General features: G+C 60.0%; 25 protein-coding genes and 1 other RNA gene. 13 read left to right on the forward strand and 13 right to left on the reverse strand.

The annotated features are described in order from the left end of the window. Positions 1 to 72: 72 nt before the first annotated feature. From ACE04F_RS06125 to ACE04F_RS06140, 4 genes are all read right to left on the reverse strand, one after another. Positions 73 to 1,290 carry a 2-octaprenyl-3-methyl-6-methoxy-1,4-benzoquinol hydroxylase gene (locus tag ACE04F_RS06125; protein WP_486105480.1) on the reverse strand — a complete coding sequence of 406 codons (1,218 nt, stop codon included), beginning with the start codon at positions 1,288 to 1,290 and terminating at the stop codon, positions 73 to 75. Positions 1,291 to 1,351: 61 nt separating this feature from the next. After that, positions 1,352 to 2,539, reverse strand: a complete 1,188-nt coding sequence (gene ubiH / locus ACE04F_RS06130) for a 2-octaprenyl-6-methoxyphenyl hydroxylase (protein WP_486105442.1) — start codon at positions 2,537 to 2,539, stop codon at positions 1,352 to 1,354. Continuing rightward, complete coding sequence (gene pepP / locus ACE04F_RS06135; RefSeq protein WP_486105443.1) at positions 2,536 to 3,870, reverse strand: Xaa-Pro aminopeptidase; 1,335 nt, start codon at positions 3,868 to 3,870, stop codon at positions 2,536 to 2,538. The genes ubiH and pepP overlap by 4 nt, the downstream gene beginning before the upstream one ends. A 25-nt stretch (positions 3,871 to 3,895) precedes the next feature. Further along, complete coding sequence (locus ACE04F_RS06140; protein WP_486105444.1) at positions 3,896 to 4,450, reverse strand: YecA/YgfB family protein; 555 nt, start codon at positions 4,448 to 4,450, stop codon at positions 3,896 to 3,898. Positions 4,451 to 4,580: 130 nt separating this feature from the next. On the opposite strand from ACE04F_RS06140, the gene ACE04F_RS06145 reads away from it, so the two are divergent. The 4 genes from ACE04F_RS06145 to ACE04F_RS06160 all read left to right on the forward strand — a co-directional run bounded on the left by ACE04F_RS06145 (position 4,581) and on the right by ACE04F_RS06160 (position 6,039). After that, positions 4,581 to 4,790: a TIGR02449 family protein gene (locus ACE04F_RS06145; RefSeq protein ID WP_003177365.1), complete on the forward strand. Its 210-nt coding sequence runs from the start codon at positions 4,581 to 4,583 to the stop codon at positions 4,788 to 4,790. Beyond that, on the forward strand, positions 4,787 to 5,104 hold the full coding sequence (locus ACE04F_RS06150) for a cell division protein ZapA (protein WP_039590276.1): 318 nt from the start codon (positions 4,787 to 4,789) through the stop codon (positions 5,102 to 5,104). Before ACE04F_RS06145 ends, ACE04F_RS06150 begins: the two co-directional genes overlap by 4 nt. 30 nt (positions 5,105 to 5,134) lie before the next feature. After that, positions 5,135 to 5,314, forward strand: a non-coding RNA gene (gene ssrS / locus ACE04F_RS06155) — 6S RNA. Positions 5,315 to 5,433: 119 nt separating this feature from the next. Beyond that, positions 5,434 to 6,039 (forward strand): 5-formyltetrahydrofolate cyclo-ligase, encoded by a 606-nt coding sequence (locus ACE04F_RS06160; RefSeq protein ID WP_486105445.1) that lies wholly within the window; start codon positions 5,434 to 5,436, stop codon positions 6,037 to 6,039. A 32-nt stretch (positions 6,040 to 6,071) separates the two neighbouring features. Here ACE04F_RS06160 and ACE04F_RS06165 read toward each other — a convergent pair whose 3' ends face one another. After that, on the reverse strand, positions 6,072 to 6,218 hold the full coding sequence (locus ACE04F_RS06165) for a hypothetical protein (RefSeq protein WP_305498028.1): 147 nt from the start codon (positions 6,216 to 6,218) through the stop codon (positions 6,072 to 6,074). 195 nt (positions 6,219 to 6,413) lie between these two features. On the opposite strand from ACE04F_RS06165, the gene ACE04F_RS06170 reads away from it, so the two are divergent. Then, a complete protein-coding gene (locus tag ACE04F_RS06170; protein WP_486105446.1) occupies positions 6,414 to 6,866 on the forward strand; it encodes an EVE domain-containing protein in 453 nt (150 codons plus the stop codon). Positions 6,867 to 6,988: 122 nt separating this feature from the next. Here ACE04F_RS06170 and ACE04F_RS06175 read toward each other — a convergent pair whose 3' ends face one another. Beyond that, positions 6,989 to 7,405: a flagellar basal body-associated protein FliL gene (locus ACE04F_RS06175; RefSeq protein WP_434571024.1), complete on the reverse strand. Its 417-nt coding sequence runs from the start codon at positions 7,403 to 7,405 to the stop codon at positions 6,989 to 6,991. 150 nt (positions 7,406 to 7,555) lie between these two features. Here ACE04F_RS06175 and ACE04F_RS06180 point away from each other — a divergent pair, with 150 nt between their 5' ends. The 3 genes from ACE04F_RS06180 to ACE04F_RS06190 all read left to right on the forward strand — a co-directional run bounded on the left by ACE04F_RS06180 (position 7,556) and on the right by ACE04F_RS06190 (position 11,575). Next, entirely contained in the window at positions 7,556 to 8,533 is a 978-nt protein-coding gene (locus tag ACE04F_RS06180) for an NADPH:quinone oxidoreductase family protein (RefSeq protein ID WP_486105447.1), read from the forward strand. A gap of 439 nt (positions 8,534 to 8,972) precedes the next feature. Then, the gene (locus ACE04F_RS06185; RefSeq protein WP_486105448.1) at positions 8,973 to 11,321 is read left to right on the forward strand and encodes an S-type pyocin domain-containing protein; all 2,349 of its coding nucleotides are present in this window, start codon (positions 8,973 to 8,975) and stop codon (positions 11,319 to 11,321) included. Then, entirely contained in the window at positions 11,318 to 11,575 is a 258-nt protein-coding gene (locus ACE04F_RS06190) for a bacteriocin immunity protein (RefSeq protein ID WP_486105449.1), read from the forward strand. The genes ACE04F_RS06185 and ACE04F_RS06190 overlap by 4 nt, the downstream gene beginning before the upstream one ends. 50 nt (positions 11,576 to 11,625) lie before the next feature. Here ACE04F_RS06190 and ACE04F_RS06195 read toward each other — a convergent pair whose 3' ends face one another. Continuing rightward, positions 11,626 to 12,171 (reverse strand): energy transducer TonB, encoded by a 546-nt coding sequence (locus ACE04F_RS06195; RefSeq protein WP_486105450.1) that lies wholly within the window; start codon positions 12,169 to 12,171, stop codon positions 11,626 to 11,628. A 368-nt stretch (positions 12,172 to 12,539) separates the two neighbouring features. Between ACE04F_RS06195 and glpT the strand changes: the two genes are divergently transcribed. Further along, positions 12,540 to 13,889 (forward strand): glycerol-3-phosphate transporter, encoded by a 1,350-nt coding sequence (gene glpT / locus ACE04F_RS06200; RefSeq protein ID WP_486105451.1) that lies wholly within the window; start codon positions 12,540 to 12,542, stop codon positions 13,887 to 13,889. On the opposite strand, the gene ACE04F_RS06205 is transcribed toward glpT, so the two are convergent. The 6 genes from ACE04F_RS06205 to ACE04F_RS06230 all read right to left on the reverse strand — a co-directional run bounded on the left by ACE04F_RS06205 (position 13,865) and on the right by ACE04F_RS06230 (position 20,052). Beyond that, complete coding sequence (locus ACE04F_RS06205; RefSeq protein WP_486105452.1) at positions 13,865 to 14,533, reverse strand: gamma-glutamylcyclotransferase; 669 nt, start codon at positions 14,531 to 14,533, stop codon at positions 13,865 to 13,867. The genes glpT and ACE04F_RS06205 overlap by 25 nt on opposite strands. Positions 14,534 to 14,839: 306 nt before the next feature. Beyond that, entirely contained in the window at positions 14,840 to 15,808 is a 969-nt protein-coding gene (locus ACE04F_RS06210; RefSeq protein ID WP_434571016.1) for a CDP-6-deoxy-delta-3,4-glucoseen reductase, read from the reverse strand. Continuing rightward, complete coding sequence (gene ubiD / locus ACE04F_RS06215; RefSeq protein WP_434571014.1) at positions 15,808 to 17,274, reverse strand: 4-hydroxy-3-polyprenylbenzoate decarboxylase; 1,467 nt, start codon at positions 17,272 to 17,274, stop codon at positions 15,808 to 15,810. The genes ACE04F_RS06210 and ubiD overlap by 1 nt, the downstream gene beginning before the upstream one ends. Before the next feature lie 119 nt (positions 17,275 to 17,393). Continuing rightward, complete coding sequence (gene rho / locus ACE04F_RS06220) at positions 17,394 to 18,653, reverse strand: transcription termination factor Rho (RefSeq protein WP_003206716.1); 1,260 nt, start codon at positions 18,651 to 18,653, stop codon at positions 17,394 to 17,396. A 240-nt stretch (positions 18,654 to 18,893) separates the two neighbouring features. Further along, a complete protein-coding gene (trxA, locus tag ACE04F_RS06225; RefSeq protein ID WP_003206727.1) occupies positions 18,894 to 19,223 on the reverse strand; it encodes a thioredoxin TrxA in 330 nt (109 codons plus the stop codon). A gap of 121 nt (positions 19,224 to 19,344) precedes the next feature. Further along, the gene (locus tag ACE04F_RS06230) at positions 19,345 to 20,052 is read right to left on the reverse strand and encodes a FadR/GntR family transcriptional regulator (RefSeq protein ID WP_486105453.1); all 708 of its coding nucleotides are present in this window, start codon (positions 20,050 to 20,052) and stop codon (positions 19,345 to 19,347) included. Positions 20,053 to 20,306: 254 nt separating this feature from the next. Between ACE04F_RS06230 and ACE04F_RS06235 the strand changes: the two genes are divergently transcribed. Genes ACE04F_RS06235 through ACE04F_RS06250 form a run of 4 tightly spaced genes read left to right on the forward strand, consistent with a single transcriptional unit; the run spans position 20,307 to position 23,150 of the window. Further along, complete coding sequence (locus tag ACE04F_RS06235) at positions 20,307 to 21,092, forward strand: transporter substrate-binding domain-containing protein (RefSeq protein WP_486105454.1); 786 nt, start codon at positions 20,307 to 20,309, stop codon at positions 21,090 to 21,092. Between the two features lie 21 nt (positions 21,093 to 21,113). Then, positions 21,114 to 21,782: an amino acid ABC transporter permease gene (locus tag ACE04F_RS06240; protein ID WP_486105455.1), complete on the forward strand. Its 669-nt coding sequence runs from the start codon at positions 21,114 to 21,116 to the stop codon at positions 21,780 to 21,782. Then, positions 21,779 to 22,429, forward strand: coding sequence for an amino acid ABC transporter permease (locus tag ACE04F_RS06245; protein WP_198724570.1), 651 nt, complete (start codon positions 21,779 to 21,781; stop codon positions 22,427 to 22,429). The genes ACE04F_RS06240 and ACE04F_RS06245 overlap by 4 nt, the downstream gene beginning before the upstream one ends. Beyond that, entirely contained in the window at positions 22,416 to 23,150 is a 735-nt protein-coding gene (locus tag ACE04F_RS06250) for an amino acid ABC transporter ATP-binding protein (RefSeq protein WP_486105456.1), read from the forward strand. Before ACE04F_RS06245 ends, ACE04F_RS06250 begins: the two co-directional genes overlap by 14 nt. The last annotated feature ends 29 nt before the right edge of the window (positions 23,151 to 23,179 follow it).

Consider the following 23,179-nt stretch of genomic DNA (forward strand, 5'->3'; position numbering starts at 1 on the left):
CCCACATCTGATTCAGTGAAACCTGTGGGAGCGAGCTTGCTCGCGATGAGGCCATGAGCCCCAAAACACCTCTCAGACCTTGGCCAGATCCGGCAAATCCCCGGTCAGCCCCAACGCCTCGCGTACGAACAGCGCCTTGGCCTCCGGCATCCGGTCTACCAGCTTCAGTCCGGTATTACGCAACCAGCGCACCGGCAATGGATCGGCTTGGAACAGCCGTTCGAAGCCTTCCATCGCCGCCATCAGCGCCAGGTTATGGGGCATGCGCCGCCGCTCATAGCGGCTCAACACCTTGAGGTCGGCCAGCCGCTCGCCACGCCCGGCGGACTGCAACAGCACCTCGGCCAACACCGCGGCATCCAGGAAACCCAGGTTGACGCCCTGCCCGGCCAGGGGATGGATGGTGTGCGCCGCATCGCCGATCAGCGCCAGCCCTTCGGCCACGTAACGCTTGGCGTGGCGCTGGCGCAGCGGTACGCAGACGCGCGGATCGGCGCCGAGCACCGCGCCCAATCGGCCCTCGAAAGCCCGCTCCAGTTCGGCGCAGAAAGCGCTGTCATCCAGCGTCATCAAGCGCTGCGCTTCGCCAGGCGTGGTCGACCAGACGATCGAGCACCAGTCCTGCTGACCGTCGCGCGCCAATGGCAGGAAGGCCAGCGGACCGTTGTCGGTGAAGCGTTGCCATGCGGTCTGGCGATGAGGTCCGGCGCAGCGCACGCTGGTGACGATCGCGTGATGCAGGTAGTCCCACTCGCGAGTGGCGACCCCCGCCAGGCGGCGCACGGCGGAGTTCGCCCCGTCGGCGGCAATCACCAGTGGCGCGCGCAAGGTGCGCCCATCAGCCAGGGTCAGCAGCCAGTCGTCGCCGGAGCGGCGCATCTGCTCCAGGCGCGCATTGGCCAGCAGGCCCAGGTCGCAGTCATGCAATCGGTCCAGCAGGGCATCCTGAACGACGCGGTTCTCGACGATGTGGCCAAGCACTTCGGCATGCAGGCTGGCGGCGGAAAAATGAATCTGCCCCGTGCCGCTACCGTCCCAGACGTGCATGTCGGTGTAGGGACTGGTGCGTCGGGCGACGATACCGTCCCAGACGCCCAGACGATCGAGAATCCGCTGGCTGGCCGCCGACAGGGCGCTGACCCGGGGTTCGAACGCTGCCTGGGAATCAAAGGGCTTGACGCTCAGCGGGCTGCCGTCGAGCAACAACACCTGCAAGCCGCTGCCCTGCAACGCGAGCGCCAGGGCGCTGCCGACCATGCCGGCCCCGACAATCAACAGATCTGCGCGCAATTCCATGCTTTAAGCCTGTGCTGCTGGCGACATCAGCCGCCGGTGAAAGGAATGAGCCGTATCAAGCATCGGGGCGAGTCCCCAATCCCATGGCCTGGCGAGCGAACCAGCGCTTGGCCGGGGGCAGCAGGTCAAGGCCCAGGAGGCCGAGATTGCGGCCCACGGATACCAGCGGCAGATCACTGCTGAACAGCCGCGTGACCTGGTCGGAGAAGCCGACGGTCAGGGCCTGGTCCATCCGCTGGCGCTCGCGATAGGCCTGCAATACAGAGAAGTCGCCAGGCGTGCTGTCGGCCCCGAGCAATGCATCGGCCAGTGCCTGCGCGTCGCGCAAGGACAGGTTGAAGCCCTGCCCCGCGATCGGATGCAGGCTATGGGCAGCATTGCCGAGGATTGCCAGGTGCGGACGTACCTGCTCTTCGGCTTCCACCAGCGCCAGCGGATAAAGGTGTCGCGCGCCCACCTGCTTCAATGTGCCCAGGCGATAGCCGAACACACTCTGCAACTCACTGAGGAAACTGCGCTCATCGAGGGCCGCCAGCCGTTGCGCATCCATGCCCTGGCGAGTCCAGACCAATGCACAGCGATTTTCCGGTAGCGGTAACAAGGCCATCGGGCCATCGTCGGTAAAGCGTTCGAAAGCCATGCCATTGTGGGCTTCGCTGGGTGTGACGTTGGCAATCAACGCGCTCTGGTCGTAAGGGCGATTGCGCACGCCGACGCCCAACTGCTCACGCAGTCCGGAGCGTCCACCGTCGGCCAGTACGGCGAGGTCGCATTCCAGGGTGGTTTCGTCATCCAGGGTCAAACGATAACCGGCGACAAGCGGCTCCATCCGGGTGACTTGCGCCGGGCAGCGCCAACTGACCACGTCCTTGTCCAGCCCTTGCCACAGGCACTGGCCGAGCCAGGCGTTTTCCACCACGTAGCCGAGGGCCGGCACGCCCTCCTCCATGGCGGACAACCGAGCGGTGGAAAACCGTCCGCGGTCGGAAACATGAATCTGCTTGATCGGCTCTGCGCGGCGGGAAATTTCCTGCCAGAGGCCCAGGCGCTGATAGATTTGTCGCGCACCGAAGGAAAGCGCCGACGAGCGCGCGTCATAGCTCGGCTGCCAGGTGTCGCCGGGGGCGAACGGCTCGATCAGCATGATCTTCCAGCCCCTGGCCTTGGCGCCTGCCTGCAAGGCGAGCGCAAGGCTTGCGCCGACCAGGCCGCCACCAATGATCGCCACGTTGACCCGGCTCATGCCGCTTGAGTCCGTGCAGCGGCCATCAGGGCCTCGATCTCGACGACCGTTTTCGGCACGCCGCGGGTCAGGATTTCACAACCGGTCTTGGTCACCACCACGTCATCCTCGATGCGCACGCCAATGCCGCGCCATTTCTTCGCTACGCTGCGATTGTCCGGGGCAATGTAGATGCCCGGCTCCACGGTCAAGGCCATGCCAACCTCCAGCACGCGCCATTCGCCACCGACCCGGTATTCACCGACGTCGTGCACGTCCATGCCCAGCCAGTGACCGGCACGGTGCATGTAGAACGCCCGGTAGGCTTCGCTGGTGATCAACTGGTCCACCGCGCCTTCCAGCAGCCCGAGACGCACCAGGCCCTCGGTAATGACCCGGACCGTAGCTTCATGCGCCTGGTTCCAATGCTTGTTCGGGCCAATTTCAGCGAACGCCGCTTCCTGGGCCGCCAGTACGACTTCATAGATCGCCTTCTGCTCGGGCGAAAACTTGCCGCTGACCGGCCAGGTACGGGTGATATCGCTGGCGTAGCAGTCGATTTCACAACCGGCGTCGATCAGCACCAGGTCGCCATCCTTGAGCGGCGCGTCGTTCTGCTGGTAATGCAGGATGCAACTGTTGCGCCCCGCCGCGACGATGGAACCGTAGGCCGGCATCTTTGCGCCGCCCTTGCGGAATTCGTAGTCGAGCTCGGCTTCCAGGCTGTATTCGTACAATCCGGGACGTGCCGCTTGCATGGCGCGGATGTGCGCCTGGGCGGAAATCCGCGCCGCTTCGCGCATCACTTTCACTTCCGCCGCCGATTTATACAGGCGCATATCGTGCAGCAAGTGATCCAGGGCAACAAATTCGTTCGGCGGCTGGGCACCAAGGTGGGCCTTGGAGCGAATCACGTTGATCCACTCCATCAGGTGCCGGTCGAATTCGGGGTTGCTGCCCATGGCCGAATAGACCCGGTCGCGACCTTCGATCAGGCCCGGCAGGATGTCGTCGATGTCGGTGATGGGAAACGCGTCGTCGGCGCCGTAGTCCCGGATCGCCCCTTCCTGGCCAGCGCGCAAGCCATCCCACAGTTCACGTTCGGCGTTGCGCTCGCGGCAAAACAGGATGTACTCGCCGTGAGCGCGACCGGGTATCAACACCAGCACCGCTTGCGGCTCGGGGAAGCCGCTGAGGTACTGGAAGTCGCTGTCCTGGCGATAGACGTGCTCGACGTCGCGGTTGCGGATCGCAACGGCGGCGGCGGGCAGGATTGCGATGCTGTTGGGTTCCATCTGCGCCATCAAGGCCTTGCGGCGACGACTGTATTCCGACTTCGGGATATGAATCATGGGCAGACGGTGTTCCCTCTAAAAATTAATGCAAGGACGGCTTGGGCGCCGCTGCATCGGTTTTCTTGGTCTCGGTAAAAAGCAGCAACGGCGCGACCCGCAGGTACTCCATCACTTCCATGTAGTCGCTCTCGCCGTCGTCGGATTCTTCCAGGGCGTCCTGCACCTGGGAGATGGCCGCCAGGTCTTGCAATACTTCCTTGGCTTCATCGCTCAAGGCGTATTCGCGGCGGGTCAGGCCGAAGCCTGCGAGGAAACCCTGGCACCACTGACCCAGCGCAGCGGCGCGTTCAGCCAGCGGCGCGTCATCGGTGGGCAGCAGCAGGACGACGGTCATGTCGTCGCTGGTCAATTCACCCTTGACCATTTCCTGCAGGCCGATGAGCGCGTTGCGCACGTTGTCCGCCGGCTCGCCTTCAAGCAGTTCGGCGGCATCGGCCAACCAGCCGTCGGCCTCAAAACCGGCGCCGGCACAGCTGCGGCCGAGCAGCAGGCCATGCAGTTCGGCGGGCGAGACAGGGTGGCCGCTGGTGCTCAGCAGGGTGGCAAAGGCTTGGTACGGAGAATTCTGAATGGGCATGGGCAGCTAGGCGCCAGACGGCGCTATGTCTAGAATGGAGGCCTTGTATCCTACATCGACAGACTCGCCAAGACCATTAAAGGCTGTGCGACCCAAATCCCTCCATCAGACACATTCTTCAGTGGACACAATGGAAGACACCGACCTGCAAGCGCTGATGGCCAGACTCGAGCTGCTAATTGACCGGGTCGAGCAACTTAAGAGCCAAAACGGACTCCTATTAGCTCAGGAAAAAACCTGGCGCGAGGAACGCGCGCACCTCATTGAAAAAAACGAAATCGCCCGGCGTAAGGTCGAATCGATGATTTCGCGCCTCAAGGCCCTGGAGCAAGACTCATGAGTTCAAGCAATAGCGTTACCGTGCAGATCCTCGATAAAGAGTATTCGATCATCTGCCCCCAGGAAGAACGCAGCAACCTGGTGAGCGCCGCCCGTTACCTGGACGGCAAGATGCGCGAGATCCGCAGCAGCGGCAAAGTCATCGGCGCCGATCGCATCGCCGTGATGGCCGCCTTGAACATCACCCACGACCTGCTGCACCGCCAGGATACGCCGGACGTACAGGTCAGCGGCTCGACCCGCGAACAGGTCCGCGACCTGCTCGATCGGGTGGATCTGGTACTGGCTACCGATCCGGACGTCAGCAAGGGCTGATTCGCGAGGCAGCCTGGGGTATACTTGCGTCACTCCCTGGGGTGCTTGCCAGTTGGTGATGTCCCTGAGCCGATACGCACAACCACGGGGGTTGCACGTTGGGGCCGGTGTGCATGTCCGCTTGACGGAAAGCCTTAACGCCTCCTGCAACTTCCACCTTGAACTTTCGGGTTCAAGGGCTAAGCCGACAGCGGTTCATCCGGGGAGCCTGATTCTTGAAACAATGCCAGTCATCATGACTGGCATTGTCGTTTCTGGCGTTTGGCGTTTTCTGGTCCCGCCGTTTGCGGTTACGCTGTGCCGATGTCACCGTCTCGCGAAGCATCGATATGACCGAACCTGCGTTGCCGACCCGCCCACAACTTCGCCGCCTGCTACGCCAGGCCCGTCGTGCCCTGACCCCGGCCCAGCAACGGCAAGCCGCCGACGGGCTGTATCGACAACTGGCACAGCATCCGCTGTTTCGCCGCGCAAGACACATCGCCCTGTACCTGCCCAACGACGGTGAAATCGATCCACGCCTGCTGCTGCGCGCCGCCCAACGTCGGGGCAAGGCGACTTACCTGCCGGTGCTCAGTCCCTGGCCGCAAACCAGAATGGTCTTCCAGCGGATCCATCCCGGTGAAAAAATGCAGCCCAATCGTTTTCGTATTCCGGAACCACGCAAAAATATCGCCCGACAGCGCAAGGTCTGGACATTGGACCTGGTATTGCTGCCGTTGGTGGGGTTTGACGATGCCGGCGGACGCCTGGGCATGGGCGGCGGCTTCTATGACCGCAGCCTGGCGTATCTGTCGCGACGCAAACAATGGCGCAAGCCGACGTTGCTGGGCCTGGCCCATGAGTGTCAGAAGGTCGAACGATTGGCGCAGGCAAGCTGGGATGTACCGTTACAGGGAACGGTCAGTGACAGGCGTTGGTATCTGGCGAGCTAGACGCCGCGAAGCAGCGGCGTCCAGAAGACGGCTCAGCGCTTGAGTGCCGGCGCGGGCTGGGTGATTTCCATCGGTGCATCATTTTTGTTGGCCCATAAGCTCTGGGCATAACCCGTGGTGACGACACCCAGGCCAAACAGAATGACCAGGACCCACAACAAATCCGGTTTGCGTTTCATCGATTGCCCCCCTCAAGGCATATCACACACGATGACAGCAGCGGTTTTCTTATCTGGCCGTGCAGCAGCGTCAAGCTTGGAAGGCCGGCATTTTGCGGCAACGTGAACCGACACGCAAATGCTGGCGTCAACCGACTGTCGGTTTGTCATAAAATCGCTGAACCTTTTTACCGCCACCACCCAGGAGTAGAAATCATGGCCTACTGGCTGATGAAATCCGAGCCCGACGAATTGTCCATCCAGGGCCTGGAAAAGCTCGGCCAAGCGCGCTGGGACGGGGTTCGCAACTACCAGGCGCGCAATTTCCTGCGAGCCATGGCGGTCGGCGACTCATTTTTCTTCTATCACTCCAGCTGCCCGGAGCCAGGCATTGCCGGAATTGGCAAAATCATCAAGGCCGCCTATCCCGACCCAACGGCTCTGGAACCTGGCAGTCATTACTACGACGCCAAGGCCAGCCCGGAGAAAAACCCCTGGACCGCCCTCGACGTCGCCCATGTCGAGACATTCCAACGGGTGCTGAAGCTCGACTACCTCAAACAGCAGTCCGCCCTGGCCGAAATGCCGCTGGTGCAAAAAGGCTCGCGACTGTCGGTGATGCCGGTGACAGCTGAGCAGTGGGCGGCGGTCATTGCGTTGAAATCCTGACCAATGCGGTGGCCTGTCGGCCGCTTTCGCGAGCAGGCTCGCTCGCACAGAAAATCTTGTGCACAACGCCATCCTCTGTGGGAGCGAGCCCTGCTCGCGAAGGGGCCCGCCCGAACAGAAACCTATTGAATGATCAGGTTGTTGAACAACAGATCATCCACCATCGGCTTGCCCGTCTCGTCGTTCATCACTTGCTGGGTCTGCTTCAACGCTTCCTGCCGCAGCTTTTCCTTGGCTTCAAGGTTGTTCATGGTTTCGGTCGTCTGCTGGGCGAACAGCGCCACCAACTGATTGCGAATCAACGGCTCGTTAGCCTTCACCGCCGCAGCGGCGGCGTCACCGGTCACGCGCAGGGCAACGTCGGCCTTGTAGACCTTCAGCTTGGTCGTTCCGTCCAGGCCATAATTGCCCACGAATGGCGGGCTGAGCGTGATGTAACTGACCTTCGGCGCCTCGCCTTCTTTGGCTTCCTTGGCTTCTTCGGCCATCGCCGCCACAGGCAACGACAGGGCCAGCATCAACATGATCCACGCTTTCACATTCGACTCCTCATCCGATTTGCGGCCCAGCATACCGACCCGTCGTCCCAGCACAAGCTTATGGCTGGCTATCAGGGCGGGGCATGCTCGTTGACCCCTTGACTCTCACACCTACACTTATCGGCCATCACTCCCAAAGGAATAGCCCTGATGAAAGCCGTGCTGTGCAAAGAATTCGGTCCCGCCGAATCGCTGGTGCTGGAAGACGTCGCCAGCCCCGTCGTGAAGAAGAACGAAGTGCTGCTGGACGTGCACGCCGCCGGGGTGAATTTTCCTGACACGTTGATCATCGAAGGCAAATATCAATTCAAGCCGCCCTTCCCGTTTTCTCCCGGCGGCGAAGCAGCGGGCGTCGTCAGCGAGGTGGGAGAGAAGGTCAGTCACCTGAAAGTCGGTGACCGGGTCATGGCGCTGACCGGCTGGGGCAGTTTCGCCGAACAGGTAGCAGTCCCGGGCTACAACGTGCTGCCCATTCCTGCCGCCATGGACTTCAACACCGCCGCCGCTTTCAGCATGACCTACGGCACCTCGATGCATGCCCTCAAGCAACGGGCCAACCTGCAACCCGGTGAAACGCTGCTGGTGCTCGGAGCCTCCGGCGGCGTCGGCCTGGCGGCGGTGGAAATCGGCAAGGCCATGGGCGCCCGGGTGATTGCCGCCGCCAGTAGCGCGGAAAAGCTCGCGGTGGCCAAGGCCGCCGGCGCCGATGAACTGATCAACTACACCGAAGCCAGCCTCAAGGACGAAATCAAACGCCTCACCGACGGCCAGGGTGCCGACGTGATCTACGACCCGGTGGGCGGCGACCTGTTCGACCAGGCGGTCCGCGCCATCGCCTGGAACGGCCGGCTGCTGGTGGTCGGCTTCGCCAGCGGGCGCATCCCCGAGCTACCGGTGAATTTGGCCTTGCTCAAGGGCGCAGCCGTGGTAGGCGTGTTCTGGGGCTCCTTCGCCCAACGCCAGCCCCAGGACAACGCCGCCAACTTCCAACAACTGTTTGGCTGGTTCGCCGAAGGCAAATTGAACCCGTTGGTGTCGCAGGTCTATCCGTTGAGCAATGCCGCCCAGGCGATCAATGACCTGGGGCAGCGCAAGGCGGTGGGCAAGGTGGTCGTGCAGGTTCGCTGAAACCCCTACCGGGTAAAAAGGGCCGGAGCCACCGATGAGGTGGCTCTGGCCTTTTTCTTTGTGACTGCTCTGCGCCGTTCTGCAATGCCCATCAGCCATAAATACAAGCCGGCCGGGTAGTAGATAGTTACCGCACTTCCGTCGAAAAATTAGGCGAACCTGTTTCGCCTGCACAGCACGCGCAGCAGCGAGTGCTTTTTACTAGCGACACCAATCGGACATGGATAAGTCATATGGATAACGCGGATAATATTTGGGACCGCATATACAGCTAGGCCCAGGCTCATACGAAATACCGCCCATCCCGATAACAGGGCGAAGGTTACCGGACTTCAACACTGGAGGCTTTATAGCGTGGGGACTGAACGATGGGCCTCATAGAGGGACCGGTAGAAGCTCACAAAGACACAACGCTTCTATTCCCTACGCATGGGATGACATGTTGAGAGAACGGATAGCCAATAGTGAATCCATCGATGCAGACTATAGCAACACTTTTATAAAACTGACCGAAACCACCACACAAGAACTCGATCAGATAAAAAGATCCGCAATAGGCGATCGCCAACTTTCGCCGTTTGAAAAAGTAATTACAGAACAGCAGGCAACGGCAAGAGCCCTTCAAGCCAAAGAGTTGGACTATCAAGCACGCACCACAAGCGCCTACTCGCTCTACGGCCAGAATCCATTTTTTCTAATGAAGGAATTGTCCTTCAAGAAAATAATGGACAGCCTACAGACCTCCCCTCCGAATATTGCAGTCGCTTACGCCGCCATAGATGATGCGTACCGATCGGCGTTAGAGTTAAAGCGACTTTCCCTGCAAAAAGACATTCTCGCTGGACAATTGGAGCAGTCATCCCAGACAGCCGAGCAGTTCCTCACTGGCACCCAAGCTGAAAAAAGCAACTCAACAACCACTCTTGATGCCAAGCTCAGGTTTATCAACCAAGAAAAAAACATCCATCTCCAGCTTCTCCCTGAATTTCTGCTGAAGAAAGTTTCATCGCTGCTGGGGGTAACAACCGGCTTGCCCCTTTCTCAACTGTTAAGAATTCACAAGACAATCGTAACCCAAATCATCACAACCGAGCGGGCAGCTATCGCTGCCTATGCAAAAGCCAACCCGAACATCAAGCCGCCACTCAGCAAGCCCGAACTCGAAGCACTTAATAACCTCGTTGTTCTACAAGAAAAGACAAAACTGGGAAAGCGATGGCAGGACTACCATGCCTCCCTTCTGCATTCAGAATCCGTTCAACATCTAACAAGAACAGCAAATACATTTGCCAGTCTGATAGACCGCGCTCAATCGGCCGAACGCGTGAAAGAACAGCTTCGTGTTGCAGCCGAGCAGATAGAACAGGCACGAAAGCAAGCGCAAGCCCGAGCGATGGCGCAACAAGCTGAACAAGAACGAAAACAGAAAATTGCGTCCGCATTGGCGGGGCATTTCAACGAATTGCTCCATCAGTTCAACCATGCCCAGCCCCAAGACGTCGACCAACAATTGACTTGGATGCGACAAAAACACCGGGAGCTGGCCGCCGCGCATCAAGACGCAACCAAGGCTGCGCTTTCGGCGGGGGGCCTTTCCGATTCATCAAGGAGTAGCTCTCGCGAGGCCTCGCTGCGTAAGGCGCAAGCAGATATCGATGCAGTCTTTCGGTCGAAATACCGTATCGAAAATATTTCGCTACCCACCTTCAACGGTGCGATGACTTCGGCGCGACCGCTGATCACTGCTCCTGACGGCCTGATTGCCGGATATGAAGGCTCCCCTTTCTCCCTACAAGGCGCCATTGATCTACTTCAAAAAGCGAGAGTCGCCGTATCGGGAGGACCTCTGGCGGCACTCGGAGTAGCAGTGTTCTACTCCACGCCAATTGCCAACGGTGAACTGCAGCGCAATGCGGTGGTGATCAGCATTCCTTTATCTCAAGCGGCGGAGGAACTCCAATTAATTTCAGGTGCTAGCGTGGCGCATCTACCGTTTCGGGTCGTGTCATCGATTAGAGGAGAACACAGCCAATTTTACCTTTCACCCACCGGCAAAAACCTATCCGATAAAATCAGGATCAGAAACGTATCGCTTGATCCGCAAACAAATCTCTACACATTCATAACAGAAGGAGCTCTTCCCCGAACGCTGACCTGGACGCCGGATGTCCCTCCAGGAAACAATCATCTGGGCTCAACCGAATCGCCTGCAACGCAGCCGGAGATCAGGATTCTTCCCGGGGCCAGGATTACTCAGATAGAAGGGAGAGCAGACGATCACCCAGCCTGTGATGACGCCGACATTGATGATTATGTGCTGGTTTTCCCGATGGAATCGGGGATCAAGCCAGTCTACGTCATGGCGAGTCGGACCGGGCCGCGATATGAACCGGGTACGGTAAGTGGAACAGGAAAAACGGTCGGTAACGACTGGCTGAGAGCGGCAAGTGGACCAAACGGTGCTCCGATTCCCAGCCAGATAGCGGATAGGTTGCGTGATCAAGAAATGAGAACCTTTGATAGCTTCAGGGAAAAACTATGGGCCGCTGTTGCAAATGAACCTGAACTGGTCAAACAATTCAGCTCCCGAAATCAAGCGATAATGAAAGACGGCTACTCCCCTTATGCGCCGCGTAACGAACAAGTTGGGGGGCGAGAAAAATTTGAGGTTCATCACGTTCACCCGATCGGCAAGGGTGGCGACGTATACGACGTAGACAATATGGCTATCACGACACCTAAAGGCCATATTAATACTCACTCAAAATACAATGGTGAGCAGGAATGATTACCAAACCATACGAACAATATACCCGTAAAGAGTTTTTGCTACTGATCGAGCGCTTATTTAATAAAGATTATTCATCCGAATCTGAGTTTGATGCACTGGTCCATCAGATTGTCGACACGTCGGAACATCCGGACGGAACCGATATAATTTTCTACCCTGACGAGGGAGTTGAAGATACCCCAGAGGGAATACTCGACAGCATTGAACGCTGGCGAGAGCAAAACAGCAAACCTGGCTTCAAGCCAGAATAAAATTTTTTCGAAGCGGCGCCGCGAGCAGCGGTGACGCTTCTATAGCCCAGCTAAAGCAATGCACGAATCTCCTCCGGCAACATTTTCACATACCGCGATGCGGGAAACGTTCCGCAGCGCTGCAGGATCGAGGGCAGCAGCCGGTTGAATCGAGCGATCATTGCCAGGCGCTCGGCTTCGGGCAGTTGTTTGACAAAAAATACGTTGGACAGGTAGCTGCGCGTGTAATGGAAGGGAAGCAGGTCCTGCACATGCAGTTGATCGCTGGCATAGGAGGTGATGACCGAGCATCGCCAGGTCTTGATCCATTTATTGGCATCAATCGGTGCGTCGTCCAGACGAAATTCGAACGGTGCCACGACATCCACCTGGGCGGGATGCTTGTCATCAACCGTCCAGGGCTTGAACCGCCATTCAATCAGCGCTTCTCGAACGGCCTCGGCAAACTCCGGATCGTCGCTGTGCAGAATCGCGACCTCATTGACACGACCATCGGCGTGCACCGTGAAGCCGGCCCTGACCGCTCCCATGACACCTGCCCGGTTCAGAGCTGTCGGATATCCTGGCTTGGGGTTGTTCTCTGGCACCAATGCCATTCCCTCCGCCCAGCTCGACCCAGACAGACACAATAACAACATCGCAGCAAACCACCTCATAACCCACCCTTTTGAATGCCTGACCCGGCAAAACGTAAAGGGTAAAGGCCGCGCCTTTTGGGTTGAATGGCGATACCTCTCATTTGGTTGAAGGACGTTTCCCTCCTTTCCTGTCATGAAAGCATCGGGAGAACGCCAGCCGTGAAGATTCCTACAGCGCCCCCAACGTATGCCTGAGCGACATGTTCACTTAAGAACACCATCCATCGAAATTTCCGCTGTTTATGCGACAACGAGCGGTGCTATTTTCGGTAATGAAACTGTAACATTCGCATCCGCAGTCAAAACAAGAAATCTGGAGCCCTTGAATGTTTGCTTTCTTTCGTCCTGCCGCACATCAGGCTCCGTTGCCTGAAGAAAAAATAGACAGCACCTATCGGCGCCTTCGCTGGCAGATATTCGCCGGCATTTTCATTGGTTATGCCGGTTACTACCTGCTGCGCAAAAACTTCTCCCTGGCCATGCCGTACCTCATTGATGAGGGCTACAGCCGCGGACAGTTGGGCCTGGCCATGTCCGCCATTGCCATCGCTTACGGCTTGTCGAAGTTCTTGATGGGCCTGGTGTCCGACCGTTCGAACCCCCGTTATTTTCTGCCCTTCGGCCTGCTGGTGTCAGCGGGAGTCATGTTCATCTTCGGTTTCGCGCCTTGGGCAACGTCCAGCGTGACGATCATGTTTATCCTGCTGTTCATCAATGGTTGGGCCCAGGGCATGGGTTGGCCGCCAAGCGGGCGGACCATGGTGCACTGGTGGTCGCAGAAGGAACGCGGCGGCGTGGTGTCGGTGTGGAACGTGGCGCACAACGTCGGCGGCGGCCTGATTGGTCCGCTGTTCCTGCTGGGGATGGCCTGGTTCAATGATTGGCACGCGGCGTTCTATGTGCCGGCCACCGTAGCGCTCGTCGTTGCAGTGTTTGCCTTCGCGACCATGCGCGACACCCCGCAATCGGTGGGCCTGCCGCCGATCGAGAAATACAAGGACGACTACCCGGAAGGCTACGACGCCAGCCACGAGAACGAATTCAGCGCCAAGGAAATCTTCGTCAAGTACGTGCTGCGCAACAAGATGCTCTGGTACATCGCCATGGCCAACGTGTTCGTCTACCTGCTGCGCTACGGCGTGCTGGACTGGGCGCCGACCTACCTCAAGGAAGCCAAGGGCTTTACCGTGGACAAAAGCTCCTGGGCCTACTTTTTCTACGAATGGGCTGGCATTCCGGGCACGCTGTTGTGCGGCTGGATGTCCGACAAGATCTTCCGCGGCAACCGTGGCCTGACCGGCATGGTGTTCATGGCCCTGGTGACCGTGGCAACGCTGGTGTACTGGCTCAACCCCGCTGGCAACCCGACCGTCGACATGATCGCGCTGGTCTCCATCGGCTTCCTGATTTATGGCCCGGTCATGCTGATCGGCTTGCAGGCGCTGGAACTGGCACCGAAAAAAGCCGCCGGCACCGCTGCGGGTTTCACCGGTCTGTTCGGCTACCTCGGCGGCTCAGTCGCGGCCAGCGCCGCCATGGGCTACACCGTGGACCATTTCGGCTGGGATGGCGGCTTCATCCTGCTGGTCGGTGCCTGCCTGCTGGCCATGGCATTCCTTGCACCAACCCTGTGGCACAAGCAGATCGCCAGTCAGAGCCGCGACGCGGTCGCCTGATCCAGCGCTGATCTGCAGCGCTTGAGCCGCGCCTCCAGATTACGGTCTGGCATGGCGTGGCTGCGCAGGGCGTGGATGGTCTGCTCGACATAATCGCGAGTCGTGCCATACCGCCCGCAGGCGCTTTCAAACACCTGGCTCAGCACATGATCCGGCAGATTGCCGGCATAGCTGGGCAGGTGTCGCTCCAAGACAAAACCCAAGGCCTGGACCCGATTGCCATCTTCCAGCCGACAGCTGAGCCAGTGCGGCCGATAGGACGGCACGGGCATCTCGCGTTGCCACAGGGCCAACAGCGAATCCTGCAGGTTTTCGTCCGGCAAGCGGTAGGCGAAACCGCTGCACGAGCCGCCGCGATCCAGCCCGAACACCAGCCCTGGCAACTCCGGGGTGCCACGGTGCTCATGGGACCACAGATACAACCCGCGATGATAACCGTGCACCCGGCCGCGCATACGCTCCACCGCCGTGCATTCGGGCCGCCATATCAACGAGCCGTAGGCGAACAGCCAGACCGGACCGCCCTGATGCAGGCTCATGGTCGAGCGCATCGAGGCGAGCAACTGCTCACGGGTCAGCTGCGGCCCCAGTTCGAGTCGTGGCGGGTACAGCGCGCAGGTGATGGCGGATTCGATAGCGGTCATGGCCGGTAGCGGAGGGCTCCTCGCTGATGGTGAATGGCTTGGCAACGCCAAGGTACTGGCGTTTGAAGGAACGAAGGCAAGTTGGATGCCATCGGGCTTCCATATACGTTATCGGTATCTAGCGCTCAGAACTAAATACCGAAACGAAATATGTGGCGTTATATCGGCGGGCATCCGTTCTTCGTGGCGAGGGAGCTTGCTCCCGCTGGACAGCAGTCCCGGATGAGGCGGTCGCTGCGCAACCGAGCGGGAGCAAGCTCCCTCGCCACGAAGAACTCACTGGGGCCTGGATTGGACGAACGCAGTTCAAGCCCGGGGCGCGTACGCAAACACATCGGCACGCATCTGATGAGCATCCATCCCGGCCTCCACCAGCGCATCGAGCGTGGCGTAAATCATCGCCGGCGAGCCGCTGGCGTAGACGTGGACGCTGGAAAGATCGCTGATGTCCTCGCACACGGCTTCATGGAGCATTCCGCAGCGCCCTTCCCAGCCGCATAAGTCGCTGACGACTTTGTGCAGGAACAGGTTCGGCAGTTTTTTCCACTCCTCCCAATGCTCGATTTCATAGAAATCCTCCGGCCGCCGCACGCCCCAATACAGATGCACCGGGTACTTGAACCCCGCTGCCCGGCAGTGCTCGATCAGGCTGTGCATCTGCGCCATGCCGGTTCCAGCGGCGATCAGGACGAGGGGGCCATCCGGCAACTCGGACAAGTGGGTATCACCAAACGGCATTTCGATGCGCACGGTAGGGTTGCGCCGCAGTTGCTCCAGCAGCGCCAGCGCACTGCTTTCGCGCGCCAGTACATGTAGCTGCAGGTCCCGCCCCGAATGCGGCGCCGAGGCCAGGGAGAACGCCGATTTTTCGCCGTTCTCGCGCTCGATCATCAAATATTGCCCGGCGTGATAGCGCGGCGGCTTGCCCGCCGGCGCCCGCAGACGCACCCGCCAGACATCACCGCCGACGTCACTGCATTCGGTGACCTGGCACGCCAGGTTGCGCACCGGCAGTTCACCCGGCGCCAGCACGCCATCCCAGAGCACCACGCAATCCTCCAGCGGCTCGGCAATGCAGGTGAAGATCTCGCCGTGATCACGCACCTCACCGGCCTGCGTCACGCGACCTTCCACCAGCAGCGCGCCACAGACGTGGCAATTGCCATTGCGGCAGCTCTGCGGACATTCGTAGCCCAGGCGGCGGGCGCCATCGAGAATCCGCTCCGCCGGCTGTATCTCCAGCACCGCGCCGGAAGGCTGCAAGGTTACACGCATCAATCTATTCCTAACTGATTCCAGATGGCATCGATCCGTTGGGTAACGGCTTCATCCTTGACGATAACCCGGCCCCATTCACGGGTGGTTTCACCGGGCCATTTATGCGTGGCATCGAGCCCCATCTTCGACCCCAGGCCAGACACCGGCGAGGCGAAGTCGAGGTAGTCGATCGGCGTATTCTCGATCATCACCGTGTCGCGCTTGGGGTCCATGCGCGTAGTGATGGCCCAGATCACGTCGTTCCAGTCCCGTGCGTTGATATCGTCATCAGTGACAATAACGAACTTGGTGTACATGAATTGTCGTAAAAACGACCAGACGCCCAACATCACCCGCTTGGCATGCCCCGGATACGACTTCTTCATGGTCACCACGGCCATGCGGTACGAGCAGCCTTCCGGTGGCAGGTAGAAGTCGGTGATCTCCGGGAACTGCTTCTGCAGGATCGGCACGAACACTTCGTTCAGCGCCACACCGAGGATAGCCGGCTCATCGGGCGGACGTCCGGTGTAGGTGCTGTGGTAGATCGGCTTGATCCGGTGGGTGATGCGCTCGACGGTGAACACCGGGAAGCTGTCCACCTCGTTGTAATAACCGGTGTGGTCGCCGTAAGGACCTTCATCGGCCATTTCGCCGGGGTGGATCACGCCTTCGAGAATGATCTCGGCGGTGGCCGGCACTTGCAGGTCGTTGCCACGGCATTTCACCAGCTCGGTGCGGTTGCCCCGCAGCAGGCCGGCGAAGGCATATTCGGAGAGGCTGTCCGGCACGGGCGTGACGGCGCCGAGGATCGTCGCTGGATCCGCGCCCAGGGCCACCGAAACCGGGAACGGCTGGCCAGGGTGTTTTTCGCACCACTCACGATAATCCAGCGCGCCACCCCGATGGCTCAGCCAGCGCATGATGACCTTGTTGCGGCCAATCACCTGCTGACGGTAGATACCGAGGTTCTGGCGATCCTTGTTCGGCCCTTTGGTGACGGTCAGGCCCCAGGTGATCAGCGGCCCCACGTCGCCCGGCCAGCAGGTCTGCACCGGCAGCATGGCGAGGTCGACTGCGTCGCCCTCGATCACCACTTCCTGGCAGATCGCGTCCTTGACGACTTTCGGCGCCATGGAAATGATCTTGCGGAAAATCGGCAGCTTCGACCAGGCATCCTTCAGGCCCTTCGGCGGCTCCGGCTCCTTGAGGAACGCCAGCAGCTTGCCGATCTCGCGCAGTTCGCTGACAGCTTCGGCCCCCATGCCCAAGGCTACACGCTCCGGTGTGCCGAACAGATTGCCCAGCACCGGGATGTCATAGCCGGTCGGATTTTCGAACAGCAGCGCCGGGCCCTTTGCCCGCAGGGTGCGGTCGCAGACCTCGGTCATCTCCAGCACTGGGGACACCGGCACCTGGATGCGCTTGAGTTCGCCGCGCTGTTCCAGACCGCTGATAAAGTCGCGCAAGTCGCGATACTGCATGCAAAGCCTCATGGTGACCGTGGCGTTCGGGGGCCCGAGTTTAACGCCGCCCGTTCGCAATAGTGAATGCACAGACAGCAAAAAGCCGGGTTTCCCCGGCTCTTGCTGGCCTGCTCGACTTACTTGCGCTTCATCGACAGGAAGAACTCATCGTTGGTCTTGGTCGTTTTCAGCTTGTCGACCAGGAACTCGATGGCCGCCACTTCATCCATCGGATGCAGCAGCTTGCGCAGGATCCACATGCGCTGCAACTCGTCATCGGCCGTCAGCAATTCTTCGCGACGGGTACCGGAACGGTTGATGTTGATGGCCGGGAACACACGTTTCTCGGCGATGCGACGGTCCAGGGGCAGTTCCATGTTGCCGGTACCCTTGAACTCCTCGTAGATCACTTCGTCCATCTTCGAGCCGGTTTCAACCAGCGCGGTGGCGATGATAGTCAGCGAGCCGCCTTCTTCAATGTTCCGTGCGGCACCGAAGAAACGCTTCGGTTTCTCCAGGGCATGGGCATCGACACCACCGGTCAGTACCTTGCCGGAGCTCGGGATCACGGTGTTGTAGGCACGGGCCAGACGGGTGATGGAGTCGAGCAGGATCACCACGTCCTTCTTGTGTTCGACCAGGCGCTTGGCCTTCTCGATCACCATCTCGGCAACCTGCACGTGGCGGGTTGGCGGCTCGTCGAACGTCGAGGCAACCACTTCGCCGCGCACGGTGCGCTGCATTTCGGTCACTTCTTCCGGACGTTCGTCGATCAGCAGCACGATCAGATGAACTTCAGGGTTGTTGCGGGCGATGTTGGCCGCGATGTTCTGCAGCATGATCGTCTTGCCCGCTTTCGGCGGCGCCACGATCAGACCGCGCTGGCCTTTGCCGATAGGTGCGCACAGGTCGATGACACGACCGGTGAGGTCTTCGGTGGAACCGTTGCCGGCTTCCATCTTCATGCGCACGGTCGGGAACAGCGGGGTGAGGTTCTCGAAGAGAATCTTGTTCTTCGCGTTTTCCGGACGGTCGAAGTTGATCGTATCGACCTTGAGCAGCGCGAAGTAACGCTCGCCTTCCTTCGGAGGGCGGATCTTGCCAACGATGGTGTCACCGGTGCGCAAGTTGAAGCGACGGATCTGGCTCGGCGAGACGTAGATATCGTCCGGGCCGGCGAGGTAGGAAGCGTCCGCGGAGCGGAGGAAGCCGAAGCCGTCCTGGAGAATCTCCAGCACGCCATCACCGGAGATTTCCTCGCCGCTTTTAGCGTGCTTCTTGAGCAGGGAGAAAATCACGTCCTGCTTGCGCGAACGGGCCATATTTTCTATGCCCATCTGTTCGGCCAATTCGAGCAGTTCGGTAATCGGCTTTTGCTTGAGTTCAGTCAGATTCATATAGGAATGACGTAATCATTTATGGAGGGGGAAATTAAGCTTTTGGCTTAATGAGGCCGCGCCGCGGAGAAGGCGACAGGATCGCGTACTTGTTCGAAAGGAGAGCGTCGGCGACGGCTTGCAGGGGGCAATGGAGAAACCAGTGCGGGGCCGAATGTAACACCTCGATTTACGAGCGTCTAGCCCTGGATAACGAAAAAGCCCCGCGATTTGCGGGGCTTTTGGCAGAACATTCGACGCTTAGATGTTGGCGTCGAGGAAAGCTGCCAGTTGCGACTTCGACAGCGCGCCGACCTTGGTGGCCTCGACGTTGCCGTTCTTGAACAGCATCAGGGTCGGGATACCACGCACGCCGTGCTTGGCCGGGGTTTCCTGGTTTTCGTCGATGTTCAGCTTGGCGACGGTCAGTTTGCCCTTGTAGGTCTCGGCAATTTCGTCCAGGACAGGAGCGATCATTTTGCAAGGACCGCACCACTCAGCCCAATAGTCGACCAGCACTGCGCCTTCGGCCTTGAGTACGTCAGCTTCGAAGCTAGCGTCGCTAACGTGTTTGATCAGATCGCTGCTCATGGAAATCTCCGGGGTAATCAGCAAAAAAACGTGGCCCATCATAGCTGCCCTTCCCAGGTTCAGGAAGCCGCACTTGATTGAGTCTCGCTATGACCGTCGATGGCTTAGGGTATCGCCGGCATCATGGGCCTGCAGGCGCGACAAAGGAAATACCGGTACGCAGCGCAGCGTTACGTACATGTTCCTGCATGGCTTTTTGTGCGGGGGCCGAGGCTCGGCGGGCCAACGCGCGAAGGATCTTGCGATGTTCCTGCCAGGTTTCCATCGCCCGCTCCGCCCTGATGAACGGTAGCTTCTGGCTCTCCAGGAAAATATCGGCGCTGGCGGTGAGGATGCTCAGCATCGCCTGGTTACCGCTGGCCAGCAGGATGCGCCGATGAAATTCGAAATCCAGCTGGGCCGCCGCATCGAAATCCCCAGCCTTCAATTCTCGGCGCATGGCCTCGACGTTATCGTCCAGCGCATCGAGTTCATCGACGCTCAACGTCACGGCTGCCAATCCAGCTGCAAAACCTTCGAGGGCATAGCGCAGCTGAAAGATATCCACGGGCGAGGCCTGGGCCGCGAAGGGCCACCCCGGTGTCGATTCGCTGCGCGGTTCCTGCGCTGGCGATTGCACGAATACGCCCCGGCCCGGCTGCACACTGATCATCCCCAGGGCACTGAGTGATGACAGCGCCTCACGCAGGGACGCCCGGCTCACCCCCAGTTGCAAGGCCAGGTCCCGTTGCGAGGGCAACGCATCGCCTGGACCGAAGCCTTCGTCGGCGATGAGTTTGCGGATGGCTTGCAGCGCCACTTCAGGCACAGCACGAGCAATGGAATTCATGGTTTTTCAGGTAGACCGAGTCAATGAGCGGCTAGTTGTAAAGCTATTCGAAGCCCCCGGCAAGTCGTGCCCCAGCAGGGTTCGGCGGCCTGTACCAACGCTCGATAAAGGTGCGAAACGCAACGCAACTGTTCAGACCAGTCAGACCGATGCCCGCTAGCAAAAACGCGGCTTTGGTCGATCAACGAAGCCTTTGGCATGGCCTGTGCTCTGTCCGATCAGCGAAATCACATCATCGACCGCGGAGATTCACCATGATCCAGCGTTGCAGCGTCCTGCTCACTGCCCTGTTTGCCAGCCTGATGCTTTGCCAGTTGCCCGCCCACGCCGATGGCCTGGAAGACGTGGTCAAGCGCGGTACGCTCAAGGTTGCGGTGCCCCAGGATTTTCCGCCGTTCGGCTCCGTGGGTCCGGACATGAAGCCACGCGGCCTGGACATCGACACGGCGAAACTGCTGGCCGACCAGCTCAAGGTCAAGCTTGAACTGACGCCCGTCAACAGCACCAACCGCATCCCGTTCCTGACCACCGGCAAGGTCGACCTGGTGATTTCCAGCCTGGGCAAGAACCCGGAGCGTGAAAAAGTCATCGATTTCTCCAGCGCCTACGCGCCGTTCTACCTGGCCGTATTCGGCCCGCCTGACGCCGCCATCAATGGCCTGGACGACCTCAAGGGCAAGACCATCAGTGTCACCCGTGGCGCCATCGAAGACATCGAGCTGACCAAGGTCGCCCCCGAAGGCACCACCATCAAGCGCTTCGAAGACAACAACTCGACCATCGCCGCCTACCTGGCCGGCCAGGTGGACCTGATCGCCAGCGGCAACGTGGTGATGGTCGCCATCAGCGAGCGCAACCCCAAGCGCGTTCCGGCGTTGAAAGTGAAACTCAAGGACTCGCCGGTGTACGTGGGCGTGAACAAGAACGAGCCGGCGCTGCTGGACAAGGTCAACCAGATCCTCGCTACGGCCAAGACCGACGGCAGCCTGGAGAAAAATGCCCAGACCTGGCTCAAGCAGCCGCTGCCGGCCGACCTCTGAACGTCGCTTGAGAGGCTGAGCATGGCTTATCAGTTCGATTTCCTGCCGGTGGTGCAAAACACCGAGCTGCTGTTGCGCGGCGCGCTGTTCACCCTTGAACTGACGGCCATCGGCGCGTTGCTCGGGGTTGGCCTGGGCATCGTCGGGGCGCTGGTTCGGGCGTGGAATATCCGCCCGTTTGCGGCGATATTCGGCGTGTACGTGGAGTTGATCCGCAACACGCCGTTCCTGGTCCAGCTGTTTTTCATCTTCTTCGGCTTGCCGTCCCTGGGCTTGCAGATTTCCGAGTGGCAGGCGGCGGTGCTGGCGATGGTGATCAACCTCGGCGCGTATTCCACCGAGATCATCCGGGCCGGTATCCAGGCCATCCCGCGAGGGCAACTGGAAGCCGCCGCGGCGCTGGCGATGAGCCGCTTCGAAGCGTTCCGCCACGTGGTCTTGCTGCCGGCCCTGGGCAAGGTCTGGCCAGCGCTGAGCAGCCAGATCATCATCGTGATGCTCGGCTCCGCCGTCTGTTCGCAGATCGCCACCGAAGAGCTGAGCTTCGCCGCCAATTTCATCCAGTCGCGCAACTTCCGCGCGTTCGAAACCTACGCGCTGACGACGCTGATCTATCTGTGCATGGCGCTGTTGATCCGCCAGTTTCTCAACTGGATCGGGCGTCGCTACATTGCCAGGAGCAGCCAATGAGCGATTTCACTTTCTGGGACGTGGTGCGCAACCTGCTCACCGGCCTGCAATGGACCCTGGCGCTGTCGCTGGTGGCATTTATTGGCGGCGGTGTGATCGGCTTGCTGGTGATGGTGCTGCGCATCTCCAAACGCGCCCTGCCGCGTAATATCGCCCGGACCTATATCGAGCTGTTCCAGGGCACGCCACTGTTGATGCAATTGTTCCTGGTGTTCTTTGGCGTGGCCCTGGCCGGAGTGGAAATTTCGCCCTGGATGGCTGCGGCGATTGCCCTGACGCTGTTTACCAGCGCTTACCTGGCGGAGATCTGGCGCGGTTGTGTCGATTCGATTTCCAACGGCCAATGGGAAGCGTCCGCGAGCCTTGCGCTCAACCCGCTGGAGCAGTTGCGCTACGTGATTCTGCCCCAGGCCCTGCGGATTGCCGTGGCGCCGACCGTGGGCTTCTCCGTGCAGGTGGTCAAGGGCACGGCCGTCACTTCGATCATCGGCTTTACCGAACTGACCAAGACCGGCGGCATGCTCGCCAACGCCACGTTCGAGCCGTTCATGGTCTACGGCCTGGTGGCCCTCGGTTATTTCCTCCTTTGTTACCCCTTGTCCCTCAGCGCGCGCTACCTGGAAAGGAGACTGCATGCCTCTGCTTAGAATTTCCGCCCTGCATAAGTACTACGGCGATCACCACGTGCTCAAAGGCATCGACCTGAGCGTCGAGGAAGGCCAGGTGGTGGCGATCATCGGCCGCAGCGGTTCGGGAAAATCCACCTTGCTGCGCACCCTCAACGGTCTCGAATCGATTAACGACGGCGTGATCGAAGTCGATGGCGAGTACCTCGACGCGGCACGCGCCGACTTGCGCAGCCTGCGCCAGAAAGTCGGGATGGTGTTCCAGCAGTTCAACCTGTTCCCGCACCTGACGGTCGGCGAGAACGTGATGCTCGCGCCCCAGGTTGTGCAAAAAGTGCCCAAAGCCCGGGCGGCCGAGCTGGCGCGGCAGATGCTGGAGCGGGTCGGGCTCGGCGAGAAATTCGACGCCTTCCCGGACCGTTTGTCCGGCGGACAGCAGCAACGAGTCGCGATCGCCCGCGCCCTGGCGATGTCGCCGAAGGTGCTGCTGTGCGATGAAATCACCTCGGCCCTGGACCCGGAGCTGGTCAACGAAGTGCTTAGCGTGGTTCGCCAACTCGCCAAGGAAGGCATGACGCTGATCATGGTCACCCATGAAATGCGCTTCGCCCGGGAGGTGGGGGACAAGCTGGTGTTCATGCACCAGGGCAAGGTGCATGAAGTGGGAGACCCGAAGGTGCTGTTCGCCGATCCGCAGACGGCCGAGCTGGCGAACTTCATCGGGACGGTGGAGCCTGGCTGAACTTCGCTGGCAAGAACTTCTGTGGGGGG

The sequence above is a fragment of the Pseudomonas sp. AGC41 genome (assembly GCF_057334555.1).

Bases quoted from the DNA above. Each gene is read 5' to 3' on its own strand.
- ACE04F_RS06160 (WP_486105445.1), top strand. From the start codon at position 5,434: ATGACCGAACCTGCGTTGCCGACCCGCCCACAACTTCGCCGCCTGCTA.
- ACE04F_RS06170 (WP_486105446.1), top strand. From the start codon at position 6,414: ATGGCCTACTGGCTGATGAAATCCGAGCCCGACGAATTGTCCATCCAG.
- ACE04F_RS06140 (WP_486105444.1), bottom strand. From the start codon at position 4,450: ATGCCCATTCAGAATTCTCCGTACCAAGCCTTTGCCACCCTGCTGAGC.
- ACE04F_RS06185 (WP_486105448.1), top strand. From the start codon at position 8,973: ATGTTGAGAGAACGGATAGCCAATAGTGAATCCATCGATGCAGACTAT.
- glpT (WP_486105451.1), top strand. From the start codon at position 12,540: ATGTTTGCTTTCTTTCGTCCTGCCGCACATCAGGCTCCGTTGCCTGAA.
- ACE04F_RS06165 (WP_305498028.1), bottom strand. From the start codon at position 6,218: ATGAAACGCAAACCGGATTTGTTGTGGGTCCTGGTCATTCTGTTTGGC.
- ACE04F_RS06145 (WP_003177365.1), top strand. From the start codon at position 4,581: ATGGAAGACACCGACCTGCAAGCGCTGATGGCCAGACTCGAGCTGCTA.
- ACE04F_RS06150 (WP_039590276.1), top strand. From the start codon at position 4,787: ATGAGTTCAAGCAATAGCGTTACCGTGCAGATCCTCGATAAAGAGTAT.
- ACE04F_RS06210 (WP_434571016.1), bottom strand. From the start codon at position 15,808: ATGCGTGTAACCTTGCAGCCTTCCGGCGCGGTGCTGGAGATACAGCCG.
- ACE04F_RS06250 (WP_486105456.1), top strand. From the start codon at position 22,416: ATGCCTCTGCTTAGAATTTCCGCCCTGCATAAGTACTACGGCGATCAC.
- trxA (WP_003206727.1), bottom strand. From the start codon at position 19,223: ATGAGCAGCGATCTGATCAAACACGTTAGCGACGCTAGCTTCGAAGCT.
- ACE04F_RS06245 (WP_198724570.1), top strand. From the start codon at position 21,779: ATGAGCGATTTCACTTTCTGGGACGTGGTGCGCAACCTGCTCACCGGC.
- ACE04F_RS06230 (WP_486105453.1), bottom strand. From the start codon at position 20,052: ATGAATTCCATTGCTCGTGCTGTGCCTGAAGTGGCGCTGCAAGCCATC.
- ubiH (WP_486105442.1), bottom strand. From the start codon at position 2,539: ATGAGCCGGGTCAACGTGGCGATCATTGGTGGCGGCCTGGTCGGCGCA.
- rho (WP_003206716.1), bottom strand. From the start codon at position 18,653: ATGAATCTGACTGAACTCAAGCAAAAGCCGATTACCGAACTGCTCGAA.
- ubiD (WP_434571014.1), bottom strand. From the start codon at position 17,274: ATGCAGTATCGCGACTTGCGCGACTTTATCAGCGGTCTGGAACAGCGC.
- ACE04F_RS06195 (WP_486105450.1), bottom strand. From the start codon at position 12,171: ATGGCATTGGTGCCAGAGAACAACCCCAAGCCAGGATATCCGACAGCT.
- ACE04F_RS06205 (WP_486105452.1), bottom strand. From the start codon at position 14,533: ATGACCGCTATCGAATCCGCCATCACCTGCGCGCTGTACCCGCCACGA.
- pepP (WP_486105443.1), bottom strand. From the start codon at position 3,870: ATGATTCATATCCCGAAGTCGGAATACAGTCGTCGCCGCAAGGCCTTG.
- ACE04F_RS06180 (WP_486105447.1), top strand. From the start codon at position 7,556: ATGAAAGCCGTGCTGTGCAAAGAATTCGGTCCCGCCGAATCGCTGGTG.
- ACE04F_RS06240 (WP_486105455.1), top strand. From the start codon at position 21,114: ATGGCTTATCAGTTCGATTTCCTGCCGGTGGTGCAAAACACCGAGCTG.
- ACE04F_RS06235 (WP_486105454.1), top strand. From the start codon at position 20,307: ATGATCCAGCGTTGCAGCGTCCTGCTCACTGCCCTGTTTGCCAGCCTG.
- ACE04F_RS06190 (WP_486105449.1), top strand. From the start codon at position 11,318: ATGATTACCAAACCATACGAACAATATACCCGTAAAGAGTTTTTGCTA.